13 protein-coding genes and 2 pseudogenes are annotated in these 17,826 nt (G+C 72.6%); 8 read left to right on the top strand and 7 right to left on the bottom strand.

The features are described 5' to 3' along the window. Nucleotides 1–91: 91 nt before the first annotated feature. The 4 genes from AB0H32_RS38895 to AB0H32_RS38880 all read right to left on the bottom strand — a co-directional run bounded on the left by AB0H32_RS38895 (nucleotide 92) and on the right by AB0H32_RS38880 (nucleotide 4,495). Nucleotides 92–943, bottom strand: coding sequence for an inositol monophosphatase family protein (locus tag AB0H32_RS38895; RefSeq protein WP_361131239.1), 852 nt, complete (start codon nucleotides 941–943; stop codon nucleotides 92–94). 49 nt (nucleotides 944–992) lie between these two features. Further along, the gene (locus AB0H32_RS38890; RefSeq protein WP_361131236.1) at nucleotides 993–2,810 is read right to left on the bottom strand and encodes an RICIN domain-containing protein; all 1,818 of its coding nucleotides are present in this window, start codon (nucleotides 2,808–2,810) and stop codon (nucleotides 993–995) included. 113 nt (nucleotides 2,811–2,923) lie between these two features. Then, on the bottom strand, nucleotides 2,924–4,105 hold the full coding sequence (locus AB0H32_RS38885) for an FAD-dependent oxidoreductase (protein WP_361131233.1): 1,182 nt from the start codon (nucleotides 4,103–4,105) through the stop codon (nucleotides 2,924–2,926). A gap of 102 nt (nucleotides 4,106–4,207) precedes the next feature. Further along, nucleotides 4,208–4,495, bottom strand: a complete 288-nt coding sequence (locus AB0H32_RS38880) for a hypothetical protein (RefSeq protein ID WP_361131231.1) — start codon at nucleotides 4,493–4,495, stop codon at nucleotides 4,208–4,210. Between the two features lie 29 nt (nucleotides 4,496–4,524). Between AB0H32_RS38880 and AB0H32_RS38875 the strand changes: the two are divergent. The 3 genes and pseudogenes from AB0H32_RS38875 to AB0H32_RS38865 all read left to right on the top strand — a co-directional run bounded on the left by AB0H32_RS38875 (nucleotide 4,525) and on the right by AB0H32_RS38865 (nucleotide 6,921). Beyond that, nucleotides 4,525–5,523: pseudogene (locus AB0H32_RS38875) on the top strand (thiamine pyrophosphate-dependent enzyme). A gap of 3 nt (nucleotides 5,524–5,526) precedes the next feature. Further along, nucleotides 5,527–6,278: pseudogene (locus AB0H32_RS38870) on the top strand (ABC transporter ATP-binding protein). 370 nt (nucleotides 6,279–6,648) lie between these two features. Then, the gene (locus AB0H32_RS38865) at nucleotides 6,649–6,921 is read left to right on the top strand and encodes an acetyl-CoA synthetase (protein ID WP_361131229.1); all 273 of its coding nucleotides are present in this window, start codon (nucleotides 6,649–6,651) and stop codon (nucleotides 6,919–6,921) included. Nucleotides 6,922–6,963: 42 nt separating this feature from the next. Here AB0H32_RS38865 and AB0H32_RS38860 read toward each other — a convergent pair whose 3' ends face one another. From AB0H32_RS38860 to AB0H32_RS38850, 3 genes are all read right to left on the bottom strand, one after another. Further along, nucleotides 6,964–9,606: a glycosyl hydrolase gene (locus AB0H32_RS38860; protein ID WP_361131245.1), complete on the bottom strand. Its 2,643-nt coding sequence runs from the start codon at nucleotides 9,604–9,606 to the stop codon at nucleotides 6,964–6,966. Nucleotides 9,607–9,744: 138 nt separating this feature from the next. Then, nucleotides 9,745–10,869 (bottom strand): GNAT family N-acetyltransferase, encoded by a 1,125-nt coding sequence (locus AB0H32_RS38855; RefSeq protein WP_361131226.1) that lies wholly within the window; start codon nucleotides 10,867–10,869, stop codon nucleotides 9,745–9,747. Nucleotides 10,870–11,404: 535 nt separating this feature from the next. Then, nucleotides 11,405–12,274 (bottom strand): helix-turn-helix transcriptional regulator, encoded by an 870-nt coding sequence (locus AB0H32_RS38850; protein ID WP_361131223.1) that lies wholly within the window; start codon nucleotides 12,272–12,274, stop codon nucleotides 11,405–11,407. 188 nt (nucleotides 12,275–12,462) lie between these two features. Between AB0H32_RS38850 and AB0H32_RS38845 the strand changes: the two genes are divergently transcribed. The 5 genes from AB0H32_RS38845 to AB0H32_RS38825 form a co-directional block, all read left to right on the top strand. Next, on the top strand, nucleotides 12,463–13,218 hold the full coding sequence (locus AB0H32_RS38845) for an SDR family oxidoreductase (RefSeq protein WP_361131242.1): 756 nt from the start codon (nucleotides 12,463–12,465) through the stop codon (nucleotides 13,216–13,218). Nucleotides 13,219–13,288: 70 nt separating this feature from the next. Next, entirely contained in the window at nucleotides 13,289–14,197 is a 909-nt protein-coding gene (locus tag AB0H32_RS38840) for an SDR family oxidoreductase (protein ID WP_361131220.1), read from the top strand. A gap of 62 nt (nucleotides 14,198–14,259) precedes the next feature. Beyond that, nucleotides 14,260–14,475, top strand: coding sequence for a 4-oxalocrotonate tautomerase family protein (locus AB0H32_RS38835; protein ID WP_361131217.1), 216 nt, complete (start codon nucleotides 14,260–14,262; stop codon nucleotides 14,473–14,475). A 76-nt stretch (nucleotides 14,476–14,551) separates the two neighbouring features. Continuing rightward, the gene (locus AB0H32_RS38830) at nucleotides 14,552–14,980 is read left to right on the top strand and encodes a PaaI family thioesterase (RefSeq protein WP_361131214.1); all 429 of its coding nucleotides are present in this window, start codon (nucleotides 14,552–14,554) and stop codon (nucleotides 14,978–14,980) included. A 232-nt stretch (nucleotides 14,981–15,212) separates the two neighbouring features. Continuing rightward, nucleotides 15,213–17,826, top strand: a 2,614-nt coding sequence (locus tag AB0H32_RS38825) for a TIM-barrel domain-containing protein (RefSeq protein ID WP_361131212.1), incomplete at its 3' end; no start/stop codon positions are given.

The following is a 17,826-nucleotide window of genomic DNA, read 5'->3' as shown; positions in this document are numbered from 1 at the left end:
GCCAAAGACCGTTCCATGCCCCTGCCCACACCACTACACTCCCCACCCTCAGAACCCTGACCAGCAGAAATGGCGAAGTACTGCTGGAGTACTAGGCCTGCTGCCGCATCTGGTCCCCGGCCATCGCCAGGAGCGCGGCGTGCGTCTCACCGTCGGCGGCCACGATCAGCCCGCCGGCACCCGTGTGCAGGGGCCGGCCGTCGATGCCGGTCACGGTGCAGCCGACGGCCCGGCACAGGGCGATCCCGGCCGCGAAGTGCACGCTGTCGCGCAGGTCGCCGTCGGTGACGTACGCGGCCCGGCGGCCGGCGGCCACCCAGGCGACCGCGAGGGTCGAGGAGACCACCCGGGGCCGGAACCGCCGGCCGAAGCCGGGGTCGGCCAGGAGCCGTGCGGCCCGGAAGCCGGGGGCGTTCGGGAACGGCGGGTCGAGGTTGACGTCCACCAGGGCGGATTCCGCCGAGGGCGCCAGCTCCTCGTCCGTGCCGTCGAGCCGGACCCGGGCCCGCTGCCCGTCGGTCCAGAACACTTCCCCGCTGAACGGGTCGGCGGTCGCTGCCGCCGTGGTGTCGTCACCCACGCGCAGGGCGACGTTCACCCCCACCAGCATGGTCCGCACCGCGTAGTTGAGGGTGCCGCACAGCGGGTCGACCAGCCATCGGCGCCGCGCGTGGGCGCTGCCGGTGCTGCCGCTCTCTTCTCCGGTCACGGCGTCGTGGGGCCGCGCCGTGCGCAGCACCTCGACGATGGTCTGCTCCGCCGCGAGGTCGGCCGCCGTCGCGAAGTCGCCGGCGGGCTTCTCGAAGCGGGCGAGCGCTCCCCCGTACATGTCGCGCACCACGTCCGCGCCCGCCAGGGCGGCCCTCAGAGCCAGTTGGGCGTCGGACTCCCCGGTGTTCTGCGTGGTGTTCTCCCCATGGGTCTTCCCGTTGTTGATCAGCATGCGGGCAGCCTAAGGTGCGGGCCCGCCCCGACGGCGGGCCCGGGTCCGGCTACGGCCTGCGGGCCTTCCCGGTCGGGATGAGGGACAGGGTCTGTTCGGCCGCGGTGCGGCCGCCGCCGACGGAACTGCCGCTCGTGTCCGTCCAGTTGCGTGGCGCGGTGGTCTCGGCGCGGCGGGCGGGGGCCTGGGACAGCGCGAGTACGAGACCGCTGTAGCGATTGACGAGACGGCAGGAGCCGTCGCCGGAGGCGCTGCGGATCACGAACCACTGCTGGCCGACCGCGGGCCCGCCGCCCGGTGTCACGGTGACGGCCGGCCTGGCGCCCCAGGCCCTGCCCGTGGTGGATGCCGAGTCGACGCCCAGCAGACGGCCGCTCGCGGCGTTGGCGATGGTGAAGGCGCCATCGCCCGTGGGGGTGAAGGTCCACGATTCCCGGGCGGAGCCGGTGGGCGATGCGAGCGATGTCGTGGTCGAGTGGCCGGAGGCCTGGGCGAGGACGCGGCCCGTGTCGGCGGCGATGCGGTAGCGGCGGGTGGTGTCCACCGGCGGGGCGGCGGGCCGGGCGGAGTCGATGGTGACGTCGACGTATTCGCCGGAGGCGTCGTGGGAGCAGCCGAAGGCGCAGTAGGAGCGGAAGGTCCTGCCGACGACGGTCGAGCCGGTCCGGTTGGCTCGGTCGAGGAACCAGCGGTACCAGGAGGCGTTCGTGTAGCCGCCGGTGTCACCGATCGGGCGCCACTTCTGGGAGGCGAGGTCGTCGGTGGCGTAGAAGTACTGCGGTGAGCCGCCGCTCTGGTCGACGGCCTGCGGTTCGCCGATGTACAGGCCGAGGTAGGCGTCGTAGGTGATGTTCATGACGAACAGCGGCGAGGTCGGAGGCATCGTGCCGGCCGCGATCTGCTCGGCGGCGGTGCCGGTGTTGGCCGGGTCGTACTCGCCGGAGACGGGGGTGTAGCCGGTGGGGTGGGCCGCGTCGACGGGCACGATGTTGCTCTCCCGGCCGCCGGTGCCGGGCTCGGACCAGGTGCCGTCGTACCACTTGCGCCAGGATCCGGGCGCCATCTTCGCGGAGATCGGGGAGCGGGCCACGTGTTCGTAGAACGCCTTCCAGCCGCCGTTCTTGTCCACGATCCGGGAGCCGTAATACACGTAGAAGTAGCCGGAGGCGGTGTCCACGAAGAGGCGCTGGTCGCCGTCGCCGTAGGAGTACGTCTGGTGGGGGAAGGACGTCGTGTCGCCGCGCTTCGTGCTGTACGGGGACGTGATGGCGTGGTCCTTGACGGTCCAGGTGCGGCCGCGGTCGGTGGAGACCGCGTAGTCGATGGCGTCGTAGTGCAGTCCGTCACCGAAGGGCTGCGGGGTGAACTCGTTGTGCACCAGGCCGTACCAGTCACCGGTGTCGGGGTCGACCCACAGGCCCGACAGGTCGCAGTAGTTCTTCTGGGCGTAACCCGAGCCGGCCGGCGGGTACGTCGCCTCGCGGCCGGTCGGGCTGTTGTTGCACCGCCACGTGGTGTCGTCGTTGCGGTCGTCGGTATTGGCGGGGTCGACGGCCTTGCTGAGCGCCTTGTCGAAGGTGGCGCTGTCGAAGTCCCTGCCGGTGTAGAAGTCCCAGGTCCGCGGGTCCTCGGCGCCGTAGAGGGCGGCGGACTGCTGGTAGTGGAAGGTGCCGTCCCGGTCGAGGTACGGGACGGCGGGGGTGTCCGTGGGGTGGGTGAACGGTACGGGTGTCCCCACGGTCACGCTGTAGGTCGCGTCGGTGGCCGGGGAGAGGGCGGGGGCCGGGGCCGCGGTGCCGCTGCCCAGGGCCAGGGCCGAAGCGACGGCCGCGGCCATGGCGCCGCCTGCTCTGCTCAAGAGTCGCACGGGTGCTCCTTGGTACCGAAGGGCCGGTTGCACCCGAACGATCCGGCCCGGCGGTTTCCCGCGGCAATGGACTCCCCTGCTCCGCCTCTTGCACTTTCGCAGCGGCGCGCGGCTCAGCCCGTGGCGCCGGTCCCGGCGGACAGCGGTACGTCCCAGGCCAGTTGGCGGATCAGCGCGTCGTCCTCGCGCCGGGCGCCGGGATCGGCGGAGGCGGCGCGGGAAGGAGTGTGCGTGCCGCGGGAGATGCCGCCGCTGACGGTGATGTTGCGCTCCGTGCGCGGGCGGCGGTACTGCTCGTAGACGGCGAACGCGGAGTGCGGATCGGGCGCGTCCCGCAGGGACTTGGCGAGGACGACGGCGTCCTCCAGTGCCATCGAGGCGCCCTGCCCGGTGGCCGGGGAGGCCGCGTGGGCCGCATCGCCGACGAGGAGGACGCGGCCCGAGTGCCAGGCGGAGCCGAGCGGCATCTCGTTGGCGTTGGTGACCATGATGCGCTCGGCGCAGGCCGCGACGATGTCGGCGGCGGGTGTGGAGTCCTTGCGCAGCAGGGGGAGAAGCTCGTCGCGCCGGTCGGCGGCCGTGCGGTGGACCGGTCCGTCGGCGGGCAGCGGCTCGCCCCCGATACGGGCGAACCAGTACGTCTCCCCCTCCGGCGAGACCGCGTAGCCGAAGGCGGACCCGCTGCCGCGCACCATGGTGATGAGGCCGGTGGCGTCGGTGACGGGAGCGTCGTCCGCGTAGCCGTAGAAGACGCGCTGGCCCGCGTACCGGGGCTGCGGCGCGGGCCCGAAGGCCTGTCGGCGCACGGTGGAGTTCAGGCCGTCGGCGCCGATGAGGAGGTCCGCTGTGGCGGTGCCACCGTCGGAGAAGTGTGCGGTGACGCCGTCGGGGCCGTCCGTCACGGACATCAGCCGGGTGCCGTGGCGTACGGGTATGCCGCGCCGGACGGCCTCCGCCTGCAGGGCCGAGTTCAGCTCGCCGCGGCGCAGGCAGCGGAAGCGCAGTGCCGGGTCGTCCGCCTCGCCCAGCGGCGACCGGACCACCTCGGATCCCTGGCTGTCGAGCAGGCGCAGCGAAGACAGCGGAAAACCGACGGCCGTGACGGCGTCCGTGGCGTCGAGCTGGGCGAGGGCCCGCATGCCGTTGGTCGCCAGGGTGAGGAAGGCCCCGAGGTCCTCGGCCGCGTCGGGATGCGCCTCGAACACCGTGACGTCGAAACCCGCCTTGCGCAGGCCCAGCGCTGCCGCTGTGCCCGCGATCCCGCCGCCGACCACCATGACGCTCGTCGCCGCCATCCCTGTCACTCTCCGCTCCCGCCGTCGATGTTGGCTGCATCCATCTAAGGGCAGCGCCGGTTTCCCGGAGAGTGCCTGGGGCCGAGAACCGGACAGGACCGGTCATCCGTGGCACGGCGGCGTGTGTCCGGTTCCGCACCGGATCGTGCCGGGCCCGGGGTGCGCCGCTCGGCCCGGCGGGTTCCGTCGCCGCGGGGTTGCGGCGGCGAGCAGCTGGTACACGGCGGCCACGTCCTCGGACAGGGCGGCCTTGGCCCAGCGGGTGAGGTCGTCGCCGAGCACCTCGTACGCCCCCGTCTCGACGCCGTCGAGCGCGGCCACGGCGATGTCATGGGCGCTCGCCTTCGGCGCCTCGATGTCCGCGGTCATGTCCGTGTCGACGTAGCCCATGGCGCGACGCCTGCGCCCGCCCGGCCCCGGTGGTCGGCCCCGGCGTGGACGACGAGGACGCGCTGGACGAGGTCCGGGCGCCGGCCGAGCGGCTGCGCGCCGGGGTCTGGATCAGCCCGCTGTCCGGCCGCTCCGGCTTCCCGGAGTCGCATCCGCTGTTCCAGGGCTTCCTGCCACCGGTCCCCGGCCCGCCGGCTGCACGCCTGGCGCCGTACGACGTGGTGGTGGCCCTGGGCGCGCCGGTGTTCACGCACCACGTGGCGGACGGCGGGCCGTTCCTGATGCCGGGCACCGACCTGTTCCACCTGGACTGCGATCCGGGACAGGCCGCCTGGCTGCCCACCGGCACCAGCATCGTGACGACGCTGCGGCCGGCGCTGGCCCGGCTCGCCGAACTGCTGAAGGAGGCGGACCGTGACCCGCCGCCGACGCGCCCCGCGCCCCCGGCGGCCCGCGGGGAGGGGGCGCTCACCCCGGAGCTGTTCTTCGACCTGCTGCGCGCACGGCTGCCGCGCGACCGGGTGCTCGTCGCGGAGGCGCCCAGTCATCGCGACGCCCTGCACGCGCGCGTGCCGGTCGATTCCGGCGGCGGCTTCCTCACCACGGGCAGCGGGGCGCTCGGCTGGGGCCTGCCCCTCGCGGTCGGCCGGGCGCTCGCCGACGGCCGGCGGGTGGTGTGCGTGGTCGGCGACGGCTCGGCGCTCTACTCCGTGCAGGCCCTGTGGACAGCTGCCCGGCACGCGGCGCCCGTCACCTACGTCCTGCTCGACAACGGCGGGTACGGCGCCGTCCGCACGCTGGGCCGCCGGATCGCTCTCACGCACGTCCCCGGCACGGACATCTAAGGCATCGACTTCACGGGCCTCGCGCGGTCCTTCGGCTGCCAGGCGGCCCGCGCCGAACACGCCGCCGAGCTGTCGGCCGCCCTCGACGACGCCCTGGGCCGGAACGACGACGCGGGCCCGTTCCTTCTCCACGTGCGGGTGACCGGCAGCGCGGGCACCCTGTACGAGCCCTGGGCCGGGTGAGCGATGCTGCGCCTCGACTCCGTGAGCCAGCGCTACGGCGGGCATCACGTCCTGGACGGCATCAGCCTGACCGTGCCCGACGGGCAACTGCTGTGCGTCGTCGGGCCGTCCGGCTGCAGCAAGTCCACACTGCTGCGCAACATCGCCGGGCTGCTGCCCGCGCAGGAGGGCACGATCACCGTCGACGGCACTGCGGTGACCGGGGTACCCGAGCGGCTCGCGGTCGTCTTCCAGGAGTACGGCCGCTCGCTGCTGCCCTGGCTCACCGTCCGCGACAACGTGGCCCTGCCGCTGCGGCGCCGGGGCCTCGGACGGGCGGCCCGGCACGCCGAGGCCGAGGCCATCCTCGAACGGGTCGGCCTGACCGGGGTGGCCCGTCGGCATCCCCGGCAGCCCTCCGGAGGAATGCAGCAGCGCGTCGCCATCGCCCGCGCGCTGGTCTGCCGGCCCTCCCTCCTGCTCATGGACGAGCCGTTCGGCTCCCTGGACGCCCGCACCCGCGAGGACCTGGAGGACCTGCTCCTGGAAGTGCACCGCGCCGACGGCACGACATCGTGTTCGTCACCCACGACATCGACGAGAGCGTGTACGTCGGCGACCGCGTCGTCGTCCTCTCCCACGGTCCGGGCTCCCGGGTCGTCCGCGACCTGGCGGTCGACCTGCCGGGCAGTCGCGACCGGATCACCACCCGGGGCCTGCCCGGCTTCGTGGCACTGCGCACGGAGGGGGGACGGGCGGTGCGCAACGGCGCGTGAGGCCGGGGCATCCTGGGGGTACGTCGAGCTGGGAGGTGCCGGCATGCGGTGGTGGACCGGAGCGTGGACGGCCGCCGCGGTGGCCGTGCTGCTGGCGGGGTGCGGTGCGCCGGCGGACGGGGGTCCGGGGGCACGCACAGGGGCGCCGGAGAGCCGGGGCGGCGGCACCGGGCCCTCGGACAGCGGGAGCGCAGGCACAGGGCCGTCGGACAGCGAGCACGCAGGCACGGGGCCGTCGGACAGCGGCTCGCTTCGGCCGTCGCACTCGGCGCCCGCCGCTTCCCCGTCCTCCCCCTCGGCGGGGAGGTGTGCCGCCGGACATGCGGAGGTTGTCGTCTCTCCCGGTGACCCGATCCGGCGGGAGCTGTGCGTGCGGCCCGGGACGGTGGTCACGCTCGTGCTGCGACCGCGCACGGACGACAAGCGGTGGACCGGAGTGGGAAGTTCGGCCCCCGCCCTCGTCGTGCCGTCCGGCTGGCACCTGGGGGCGGACGGCACCGCGCACGCCACCCTGCGCTGCGCGGGCACCCGGGGCGGTGCCGCCCGGGTCACCGTCTCCGCTAAGGAACCGGACGTGGCCGGTGCCCCGCAGGGGGTCTTCACGCTGGACGTGAGCGTGGTGCCGTATCCGCAGGACGGGTGACCCCCGGCAAGAGGTCACCCGTTCCCGGGATGGGCGGGCCGGTCAGTCGAGGTCGCGCAGCCTGATGGCCCGGATGCCCCGGCCGTGGGTGGCCGCGTACAGCGTGCCGCCGTCCGGGCTGGTCTTCAGCTGGAGCACGGCGACGGCCGGCAGGTGGCCGACGCGCTCCCACCTCGTGCGGCCCGGCGCGCGGTAGACGACGCCGAGATCGGTCGCCACGGCGAGGCCGCCGTTCGCCGTCACCAGCGCGGAGTCGGTCGGCACGTCGGGGAGGTTCGCCGAGACGTCCTTCCACGTGGTGCCGCCGTCGGTGGACTCGAAGACGTGGCCGACGCCCGCGCCCGGGCCCTCGGTCCAGTGGCGGGAGAAGCCGTTGACCGCGAGGAAGACGTGGTCGGCGTTCTTCGGGTCGACGGCGAAGCCGCTCAGGTAGCGGTTGGGGACGGTCCCGTCCACCGGCAGACCGATGTCGTGCCAGCCGGTGCCGTCCGCGTTGCCGACGGCGATGCCGCGGGCGAAGCCCTGGTTGTTGCAGGGTCCGCACCAGGCGGCGTAGATCTTCCCTCCCGAGGCCGCGACGGCGGTCGCGACCCGGCCGGTGCCGAAGTCGTGCACGCTGCTCCACTCCGAACCGCTGCGGATGGCGTAGCCGTGGGTCTGCACCCAGATGTGGCGGCCGCCGGCGATCCAGGTGTTGCCGTTCTTCATGTCGGTCGCGAGCGGGGCGATGAAGCGAGCCTCGCTGGTGGCGTTGTCGGGCGGGGCGACGCCGAAGGAGGTGGCCTTGCTCGGGTCGGTGCTCCAGCTGCCGTCGTTGACGGCGCAGTTCTGGGTGACCTGGACGGCGAGGTAGACGTACTCCTGGGCGATGTTGCAGCCGTCGGCGGGATCGGTGAGGGTGTCGCCGCCGTCGCCGCCGAAGTCGGAGCCCATCACCCTGTCGTCGCCGCGCAGGACGGACTGCCCGTTGTCCTGCAGGCCGCCGGTGACGGACAGGCCACCGTGGTCGAGGTCCCTGCCGATACCGACGGAGTAGTACTGGAGGGTGTCGATGGTGCCGTCGTTGAGGGACGTCCAGTCGGTGGCGTGGCCGGAGGCATCCTGGGAGCCGGAGACGGGGCGTTTGTAGACGCCTCCGTCGTTGCCGACGTACACCCAGCTCCTGCCGTGGTAGCGGCCGATCGCCACGCCGTGCTGGTCGGAGTGGGTGGTGGGGTGGCAGTCGCCGGTCTGCCGGGCGGGATCGATGCTCCAGCAGGAGAAGGGGAAGTTCCAGTACGGGCCGACGGTGGACCAGGTGGTGCCGCCGTCCTTCGTCTCGTAGACCTCCTCGAGACCGGCGTACACGTGCTGCGGGTCGCTCGGGTCGACGGCGAGGAACTGGTTGTACCAGGCCTGGACGCCCGGCATGTAGCCGGCCGTGGTCAGCGCCGAGTTGTCGGCGGCCAGGCCCTTGTAGTCGGCGATCTTCGTCCAGGGCCCGGCCGGGGAGCCTGACTTGGAGACGTAGATGCCTTCGAGGCCGCTGTCCGGGTTGGTGCTCAGCTGCTGCGGCGACTGGTCGACGGCGTAGTAGCGGGAGCCGTCGGCGGAGCGGGCGAAGGTGACGTTGCCGACGTCGTCGGCGTCGGCGGGCAGGTCACCGAGGCCGCCGGTGATCCGCGTCCAGGTCCCGCCCGTCTCGGTGTAGAAGCCGTTGTACTCGTCGCCGCTGCGCCAGCCGACGGCGAGCACCACCTTGGAGGGGTCCTTGGGGTCGATGGCGATGTCGTTGGCGATGTTCTTGTACGGGGCGTCCGGGTCGTCGGCCTTCGAACCGCCCGGCAGATAGTCGGGGTTGGGCGCGAACTCCAGCTTCCAGGGGCCGCCGAGGCGCTTCGTGGAGTGGCTCCACACGCCGGCGCTGGTGGCCGCCCACACCCTGCCGCCGCCGAAGCGCAGCTCGTGGATGGTGGTGCTCTCCAGCTCGTCGCCGCCGACCCGGCGGCGCGGGGAGAAGGTGCCGTGGTGCGGGTGGGCCAGGACGTAGACCCCGCTGCCGAGGTAGGCGTCCGAGTTGGTGGTGGCCTCGCCGGTGCCGAGCCACAGCCGGCCGGCTCCGTCGACGGCGAGGGCGCCGGTGGACTGCGCGGGAAGCCGGTCGCTGATGGGCTGCCAGTGGCCGCCTCCGGTGTGCGAGCGCCATACTCCACCGCCGGCGCTGCCCGCGTAGACGTAACCGTCGTCGTCGGCCGCGAGCGCGGCCATGCGGCCGGTGACGTCGCCGGATCCGCCGCTGGAGTTGGAGTCGATGTCGCGGTAGCGCGGGTCGTCGGAGTCGTACCGCAGTCCGGTGACGTGGCGCCAGCTGCCGCCGGTCTGCGGGAGCCTCTGCAGACTGCTCCAGGCGGCGCCGTACGCGCCCGGTGCCACGACACCGGGCGAGGTGCGGGCCTCGGCGTACTGGTCGGCGCCCTCGGCGATCTCGTCCGCCTCGTTGCCGTCGTCGTCATCGGCCTGCAGACGCGGGGACGCGGCGCCCACGGACTGGTGGCGTTCCTTGGCGAGTTGGCCGAGTGTTCGTACTCCGAAAGGGGCGGCGCCGCCGGGTCCGGAGGCGGCGGACGGGGGTATCGCGACGAGCGCGGCGGACGCGGTGAACGCACAGACGGTGAACCACCGTCTTCTGCGGGCGGGCAAGGACACCAGGGCCTCCCAGGCGGGCATCGACACTGCCGACGCAGGAGAGCCGACCACGCGGACATGGAAACGTCCGCCACTTGACGCGCATTTGACGCGTACCTGCCAGTAGTTGGCGGCCCGGTCCGCGGCGCTCCCTGAACCTCATCCCGAGCGAGGGCCGCTCAGGGGCGTCGCGGCGCCACCCGTGCGGTCCTGGGTGCGCAACTGGCCGACCGTCTTCAGCAGGCGGTCGGCGGGCTCGCGCAGCCGGGGATGGGCGAGGACCGTGTTGCGCAGGCCGCGCACCGGCCGCCGCCACAGTCGCTGGGCCACGGCCATGGGGTGCGGGCGGGCGGCGAAGCCCTCGCCGACCCGCAGTTCGCGGGTCTTGAGCCAGTCCTTGTACTCCTTGTCGCCGCGCCCCAGGTCCACCAGGGTCACCCCGTGCCGGGCGGCCGCCTCGGCGGTCCTCAAATGCATCATCAACCCCGGTGAGTAGTAATGGAGGTCGGGGTCGTACGCGGTGAACCAGGCGGCCAGGACCGTGCTGGAGCGGGGGCCGAAGTGGGCCGCCACGGGACGGTCGCCGGCGTAGAGCACGGACAGCACGCCGGTGAAGTGCTCCTCGCGGACGTGGAAGAGGTGGTCCACCAGATCGACGATCCAGTCCCGCGAGAACCGGTCCATCCGTCCCGTCCTCCGGTACTGGGCGGACTTCCACCGCATGAGCGTGTGCAGGGCCTCGGGATCGCGCTCGTCGAACACGAACCGCACCTCGCCGACGTCCCGACCGAGGCGGCGTTCCTTCTTCAGCGTCGTCTTGGCCAGCCCCGGGTAGGCGCCGCGCAGCCAGTCGGCGTAACCGCCGTCGCCGGGCTTCACGTCGATCACCGGCGAGGCGAAGGTTCCGGTGACGTGGGGGGCGAACGGCCGCTGCTCCTGGACGAGATGGTCGAACTCGAAGATGCTGAGCCCGCAGGCGCGCAGCAATTCACCGGCGTCCCAGGTGACTCCGGGCCGGTGCACGAGCGCCTGGCAGTCGGACAGCCCGAGTCCGACGGCGCGTCCCGTGCCGAGGGGGCTCCGCTCGTACGGGAAGAAGCCGACCGGTTCCCCGCCCTCCCGCAGGATCGCGACGCGCACGCCGCCGCGGTGGCGGCCGACCCCGATCGTGAACTCCGGTGCCAGGAACGGGTTGGCGTATTCGGGTGACTCGCCCATCGCCCGGTGCCAGGCTCCGCGCAGTGCGGAGGTCAGGTCGCCGGGTCTGTGGATGGTGATCTCCACCTCAGGTCAACCGCCCTTCCGCCGGCTGCGCGCATGCTCTCTCGCGTGCGGCACAGGCCGGTGCGGCGTGTGGATCATGGCTTATGGATCGCACGGGCGATCACTCCCCCCATGACGCGCCGGGCGCGTCCTGCCCTTGCTGCCGATGTCTACCCATCCCCACCGTGCGCCGGTGCCCAAACGTCGCGAAACCGTACGCACACCATCCAAGGGTGCCTCAGGCGACGGATGATCCGCCATGGGTCTGCGGACATCGGTGATGAGTCAGGACGGATGACGTGAAGTTCACGCCCCCCTCGACCCGGCCGACGCGAGGGACACGCTGCTCGGCCCGGGCTGCGTGGTGAGCGCGTTCCCCAACCCGGTCGGCGCGTTGAGCCGGTTCTCAGCCCCGTTGGCGTGTTGAGCTGGATCCTGAGCCCCGTTGGCGTGTTGAGCGGGATCCTGAGCCCCGGTGGTGTGCTGAGCGGGTTCCTCGAGCCCGGCCGACGCGAGGGACATGTTCCCCGGCCCGGGCGGTGCAGGGGCACAGGGCTCAGCCCGGCCGGCGCCCCAGTCCTTCCGCGCCGGTCGTCATGTCCTGGGTGCCGATCACCGACAGCAGTTCCAGCTGGGCGGCGCCCTCGGTGCCGGGCGGGGCGCTGAACCACAGCAGGCGCTGGCGGCCGTCCTCGCTGAACAGGTTGTGGCAGTCCAGCTCGATGACGCCGAGCGAGGGATGGACGATCCGCTTGTGGTCGGTGCGGCGCAGGGCCACGTCCCGCTGCTCCCACAGCGCAGCGAACTCCTCACTGCGTCGCCGCAGCGCCGCGACCATCCGGCCCACCTCGGCGTCCTTCGCGCGCCGGGCGGCCACCGCCTGCAGGTCGGCGACGAAGACCCGGGAGTGGTGCGGGTGGTCCTCGGCGGGGTAGACGGCGCGGGAGCCGGGGTCGGTGAACCAGCGGTGGACGAAGCTCGACTCGGGGCCGCGGATGGCCGGGGGCGGGCCGAGCAGCGCTCGTGCGAGGGGGTTCTGGACGAGGGTTTCGTGCAGGTCGTTGATGACCTGGGCGGGGGTGGTGGTGAGCCGGTCCAGCAGGCCGACCAGGGCGGGCTGGGCCTGCGCCGCGGTGCTGTGGGCGGTGGGCACCGGGCGGTCGGCCAGGTGGAAGAGGTGATCGCGTTCGTCGCCGCTGAGCCGCAGTGCGCGGGCGAGCGCGGCCAGCACCTGCACGGAGGGCCGGGCCCCGCGACCGCGCTCCAGCTCGGTGTAGTAGTCGGCGGAGAGCCCGGCCAGCTGGGCGACCTCCTCGCGCCTGAGGCCCGGCACCCGGCGGCGGGGCCCGGTGGGCAGGCCGACGTCGGCGGGGCGGATCCGGTCGCGGCGGGACTTCAGGAAGGCGGCGAGCTCCGATTGGTTCACGCCTCCATGGTCACTCCGGCGGCGGCGCGGAACCAGGGGTTGGCGACCCCAGGGTGAGCACAGCCGTGGCTGTCGTCGGACCGGCCGCCCAGGCTGGAGGCACCCACCGGGCGACACGCCCCACTGCCGCTGGAGACCTCATGTCCACCGAAACGTCCGCCGAAAAGTCCACCGACACGTCCGCCGAAATGTCCGCCGGAGCGACCGCCCCCGCGGCACCCCGCGTCGCCATCGTCACGGGCGGCTCCCGCGGCATCGGCCGGGAGACGGTCAAGCGGCTCACCGCCGACGGTTACGCCGTGGTGGTCGGGTACGCGGGCAGCCGCGACCTGGCCGAGGCCGTCGTGGAGGAGGCCGTCGCGGCCGGCGGGCGCGCGGTCGCCGTCCGCGCCGATGTCGCCGACGAGGCGCAGGTCGCCGCGATGTTCGAGACCGCAGCCGACGAGTTCGGCGGAGTCGACGTCGTGGTCCACGCGGCCGGGCGGATGTACCTCGCACCGGTCGCCGAACTGGACCTCGCGGAGCTGGTCGCGATGCACCGCACCAACATCCGCGGCTCCTTCGTGGTCGCCCGGCAGGCGGCCCGGACCCTGCGCCCGGGCGGCTCGCTCGTCACCTTCTCCACGTCCGTGGTCGGCCTGTCCTTTCCCGCCTACGGCGCCTACAGCGCCAGCAAGGGCGCGGTCGAGGCGCTGACGATGGTCCTGGCCCGCGAGATGCGCGGCCGGGACGTCACGGTGAACTCCGTGGCCCCTGGGCCCACGGCCACCGATCTGTTCCTGGACGGCAAGGACGACGAGACCGTCGCCGGGCTGGCCGCCCAGGCGCCGTTGGAGCGTCTCGGCACGCCGGCCGACATCGCGGAGGTGGTGGCCTTCCTCGCCAGCCCGGCAGGCCACTGGGTCAACGGCCAGGTCGTCCGCGCCAACGGCGGCATCGTCTGACCGCCCCTCACCCCCCTCCCCCTGCCCCCTCCCGGCTCATTGCAAGCCTCCCGACTCCCTGCGAGGACTCATGTCTCCCGACACTCCCCGGACCGTCCTGGTCACCGGCGCCTCCAGCGGCTTCGGCGCGCTGACCGTGCGTGCCCTCGCCGACGCCGGTCACACCGTCTACGCGGGCGTCCGGCAGCCGTCCGGCCGCAATGCGCCCGCCGTGGCGGACCTCGACCGGTACGCGGCCGAACACGGCGTGCGCCTGCACGCGCTGGACCTGGACGTCACCTCCCAGGACTCGGCCGACACGGCCGTCGCGCACGTCCTGGCCGCCGACGGCCGCCTCGATGTCCTGGTCCACAACGCGGGCCACATGGTGACCGGGCCCGCCGAGGCGTTCACGCCCGAGCAGCTCGCCGAGCTGTACGACGTCAACGTGCTGGGCACCCAGCGCGTCAACCGGGCCGCGCTGCCCCACCTGCGGGGGCGGGGTGAGGGCCTGCTGGTGTGGATCGGCAGCTCCAGCACCCGCGGTGGCTGCCCGCCGTTCCTGGCGCCCTACTTCGCCGCGAAGGCCGCGATGGACGCACTGGCGGTCAGTTACGCAGGCGAGCTGATCCGGTTCGGCATCGACACCGCGATCGTCGTCCCCGGCGCGTTCACCTCCGGCACGAACCACTTCGCGCACGCGGGCTCGCCCGCCGACACGGGCCGGGCCGCCGCCTACGACGCGCGCTACGGTGCCCTGCTGGCCGGCCTGGACGAGCGGCTCGCGGCTCTGGTCCCGCCGGAGGCGAACGCCGTCCAGGTCGCCGAGGCCGTCGTACGCCTGGTGGACCTGCCCGCCGGCCGCCGGCCGCTGCGCACCCACGTCGACCCCGGCCGCGACGGCAGCGAGGTCGTCTCCGCGGTCGCCGACCGCATCCGCGCCGACTTCTTCCGCCGCGCCGGACTGGAGGACCTGCTCGCCGCGGGCAGCTCCCTCTGACCATCCCGGCGGCGACCCCTCCGCACATTCCACCGACCTACCGTCAACCGAGGAGAATCCTCGTGCCGTTCGCGAACTTCAAGGTCCCTGCCGGAAGCCTGGACGAGAAACAGAAGGAGCTGATCGTCACCCGCACCACCGATCTGTACGCCGAGATCTACGGCGAACGCGCCCGCGCCACCACGCTGGTCCTCGTCGAGGAGGTCGCCGACGGCGGCTGGGGCATCGGCGGCCGCGTGCTGACCCTGGCCATGATCCAGCAGCCGTCCGAGGAGTGACTGGCGCCCGCCGCTCCGCGCCATCACAGTGGATCACCGTCCGGAGCACCACGGCACCCGTGAAAGGCGGTACGTCATGTCCCCCTCCGAGCCCGTCGTCCCGATTCCCGCAGACCTGATGGCCGCCATGCCTTTCGCGGCCGGGCTGGGCATCGAGTTGCAGGAGGCCACGGCCGAGCGCACCGTGGGCGGTCTCGCCTGGTCCCCGGAAGTCTGCACGGTGGGTGGTGCCGTGCACGGCGGGGCGCTGATGGCGCTGGCGGACAGCGTCGGTGCCGTGTGCGCCTTTCTCAATCTGCCCGAGGGGGCGTCGGGTACCTCGACGGTGGAGTCCAAGACCAACTTCCTGCGGGCGGTCACCGCCGGGCACGTCCACGCCACGGCCCGTCCCCTGCATGTCGGCGGCACCCTCGTGGTGGTGCAGACGGATCTGCGCGACGACCGGCACCGGCTGGTCGGCCAGACCACGCAGACCCAGATGGTGCTGCGGAAGAACACCGACTGAGCGACCCCGAACCGAAGGCCGGCCCCGCCATCCACAGGGGGCCGGCCTTCGTCGTGCCCGGCCGTGTTCCCCTCCGCCGTATTGACATGAACCTGCATCAACCCTGAGGCTTCGTGCGTGAAGTTGCTCGTTTGGAGCTCCTTTCGAGCGCTTCCGCGCAAAGAACGCAAGAACAGTCAGTCCGCGATGGTGCGATGGGAGCTGTTCCGCAGTGCGAAGACTCCGACACCGTGTGCCATGGCCGTCCTGGGTTCCGCTGGGACTGGCGGCCGCCCTGGCCGGGACGGTGCTCACCGCCCCGGCGCCCGCAGCGGCCGCCACGACAGCGGCCGGCGCCGTGCTCGACTCCGCTCACAGCAGCGTCGACTGGCAGAGCCCGGTCTACGCCAAGGGCACCGGCGGCGGCACCGAGAGCTGCCCCGATGCCGCTGCCGACCCCGACAGCAAGGTCTGCGACCGCTTCGACCTGACCGTCTCGGTGCCGGACGGCTACTGGGACGACAACCCCGAGGGCGGCGTGCCGCTGTCGATCAAGTGGGAGAAGCCCTCCGACGACTTCGACCTGTACGTCTACGACGACCACGGCAAGCAGGTGGCCTCCAGCGCCGGCACCGCCGATCCCGAGGCCACGGTGATCCCGCGGGCCACGGGGACGTACCACGTCCTGGTCGTGCCGTACGACGTGCACGACAACTCGTTCACGGGCACCGCGTATCTGCCCGCGACCACCGACGCCGGGAATCTCACGTCTTTCTCGGGCGGCGACGGCAGCTACACGATCGGGGCGGGCGCGCTCACGGCTCGCGCGGACTTCCTGACCGGGGGTCAGCTCCGGCTCCAGGCCGATCCGTCGGGCTCGCTGAGCGACCCGGCGGGCACGGCCATCGTGCGCACGGAGCCCGCCCTCCAGCAGCACACCTCGTCCTTCGACGCGGGCGACTACTACGGCATCCGCTCCCCCGGGGCCGTGCTGCGGGTGTACAAGAAGCCGTTGCGGTTCGGGCTGTACAAGCCCGACAACCGCACCCGGATCTGGCAGGAGGACAAGCCGCTGCGGTGGTCCACCGGCGGGATGCGGCAGAGCCTTCGGCGGGGCGCCGACGAGCAGTTCTTCGGCGGCGGCGAGCAGAACGGCAGCTTCTCGCACCGCGGGCAGACCATGTACGTGGCCAACAGCTTCGACTGGAACGAGGGCGGCTACAACAACTCCCAGCCGTTCTACCTCTCCAGCGCGGGCTACGGCGTCCTCCGCAACACCTTCGCGCCTGGCGTCTACACCTTCGGCTCGCCGGTGACGACGGGCCAGCAGGAGCGGCGGCTGGACGCCTACTACTTCCTCGGCGACCCCAAGCAGGTCATCGGCAAGTACACGGCACTGGTGGGCAAGCCCTTCATGCCTCCGGCCTACGGCCTGGAACCCGGGGACTCCGACTGCTACCTGCACAACGCCAACCGGGGCGAGCGGCACACCCTGGACGCCCTGAAGATCGCCGACGGCTACACCGAGCACCAGATGCCGCTGGGCTGGATGCTGGTCAACGACGGGTACGGCTGCGGGTACGAGAACCTGGAGCAGACCGCGAAGGGCCTGCAGGACCACCATGCCCAGCTCGGCCTGTGGACCCAGGACGGCATCGACAAGCTCGCCGACCAGGTCAAGGCCGGCCAGCGAGTGGCCAAGCTGGACGTGGCCTGGGTCGGCAACGGCTACAAGTTCGCACTGGACGCGTGCGACGCGGCCAAGAAGGGCATCGAGGACAACAGCGACGCGCGAGGGTTCGTGTGGCTGCCCGTCTCCTGGGCGGGCGCCCAGCGCTGCGGTGTCCTGTGGAGCGGCGACCAGAAGCTGTCCTGGGACTACATCCGCTGGCAGATCCCGACGTACGCCGGGGCGACCATGTCCGGCATCGCCTACAACACCGGTGACGTGGGCAGCATCTACCGCCACGACGCGAAGATGTACGCCCGCGACCTCCAGTGGAAGGCGTTCCTGCCGGCCGTCATGACCATGGACGGCTGGGCCAGCGACATCACCACGGGCAAGCCAGCCGACCAGCAGCCGTGGCTCGACGGCGAGCCGTACACCTCGATCAACCGCAAGTACCTGCAGCTGAAGGAGCGGCTGCTGCCGTACATGTACACCCTGTCCGCCGACGCTTCGAAGACGGGCGTGGGCGCGGTGCGCCCGCTGTGGCTGGAGTACCCGGACGACCCGAACACACTGGGCGCACAGGCCAAGTACGAGTTCCTCTCCGGCCGCGACTTCCTGGTCGCCCCGGTCTACCAGGACTCCGACACCCGTGACGGCATCTACCTGCCCAAGGGCACCTGGACCGACTACTGGACCGGCCGCACCTACCAGGGTCCGACCACCCTGAACGGCTACCACGCCCCGCTCGACACGCTCCCGCTGTTCGTGCGCGAGGGCGCGATCGTCCCCATGTGGCCCGAGGGGACGACGAGTTGGCAGACCCGCGACCGGCACGAGCTGGACTGGGACGTGTACCCGTCGGCGCACGGCACCAGCCGCTACACGCTCTACGAGGACGACGGCGTGACCCGCGACTTCGCCAAGGGCGCGGCGGCCACCCAGCGGGTGTCGGTGCACACCGGCGCCGGAGGGACGACCGTCGCGGTCGGCGCGAGCAGGGGCGGGTACACGGGCAAGGTGGACGCCCGGTCGTACCGGTTCACCGTGCACGGCGACACGGCACCGGCGCGCGTGTTCCTCGACGGGCGCCAACTGCCGGACCGAGGGCGGCGGTGTGCAGCCGGTGCCGGCGCATCCGCACCTCCAGGCGCTCGGCGACGGTCAGCAGGTCCGCCTCGTGGTAGCCGGCCTCGCG

Source organism: Streptomyces sp. NPDC020362, assembly GCF_040642095.1.
Lineage (GTDB): Bacteria > Actinomycetota > Actinomycetes > Streptomycetales > Streptomycetaceae > Streptomyces.
The sequence above is the reverse complement of the archived record's forward strand: the minus strand, read 5'-3'. Positions and strand labels throughout refer to the sequence as shown.

Bases quoted from the DNA above. Each gene is read 5' to 3' on its own strand.
- AB0H32_RS38895 (WP_361131239.1), bottom strand. From the start codon at position 943: ATGCTGATCAACAACGGGAAGACCCATGGGGAGAACACCACGCAGAAC.
- AB0H32_RS38885 (WP_361131233.1), bottom strand. From the start codon at position 4,105: ATGGCGGCGACGAGCGTCATGGTGGTCGGCGGCGGGATCGCGGGCACA.
- AB0H32_RS38880 (WP_361131231.1), bottom strand. From the start codon at position 4,495: ATGGGCTACGTCGACACGGACATGACCGCGGACATCGAGGCGCCGAAG.
- AB0H32_RS38845 (WP_361131242.1), top strand. From the start codon at position 12,463: ATGTCCGCCGGAGCGACCGCCCCCGCGGCACCCCGCGTCGCCATCGTC.
- AB0H32_RS38840 (WP_361131220.1), top strand. From the start codon at position 13,289: ATGTCTCCCGACACTCCCCGGACCGTCCTGGTCACCGGCGCCTCCAGC.
- AB0H32_RS38830 (WP_361131214.1), top strand. From the start codon at position 14,552: ATGTCCCCCTCCGAGCCCGTCGTCCCGATTCCCGCAGACCTGATGGCC.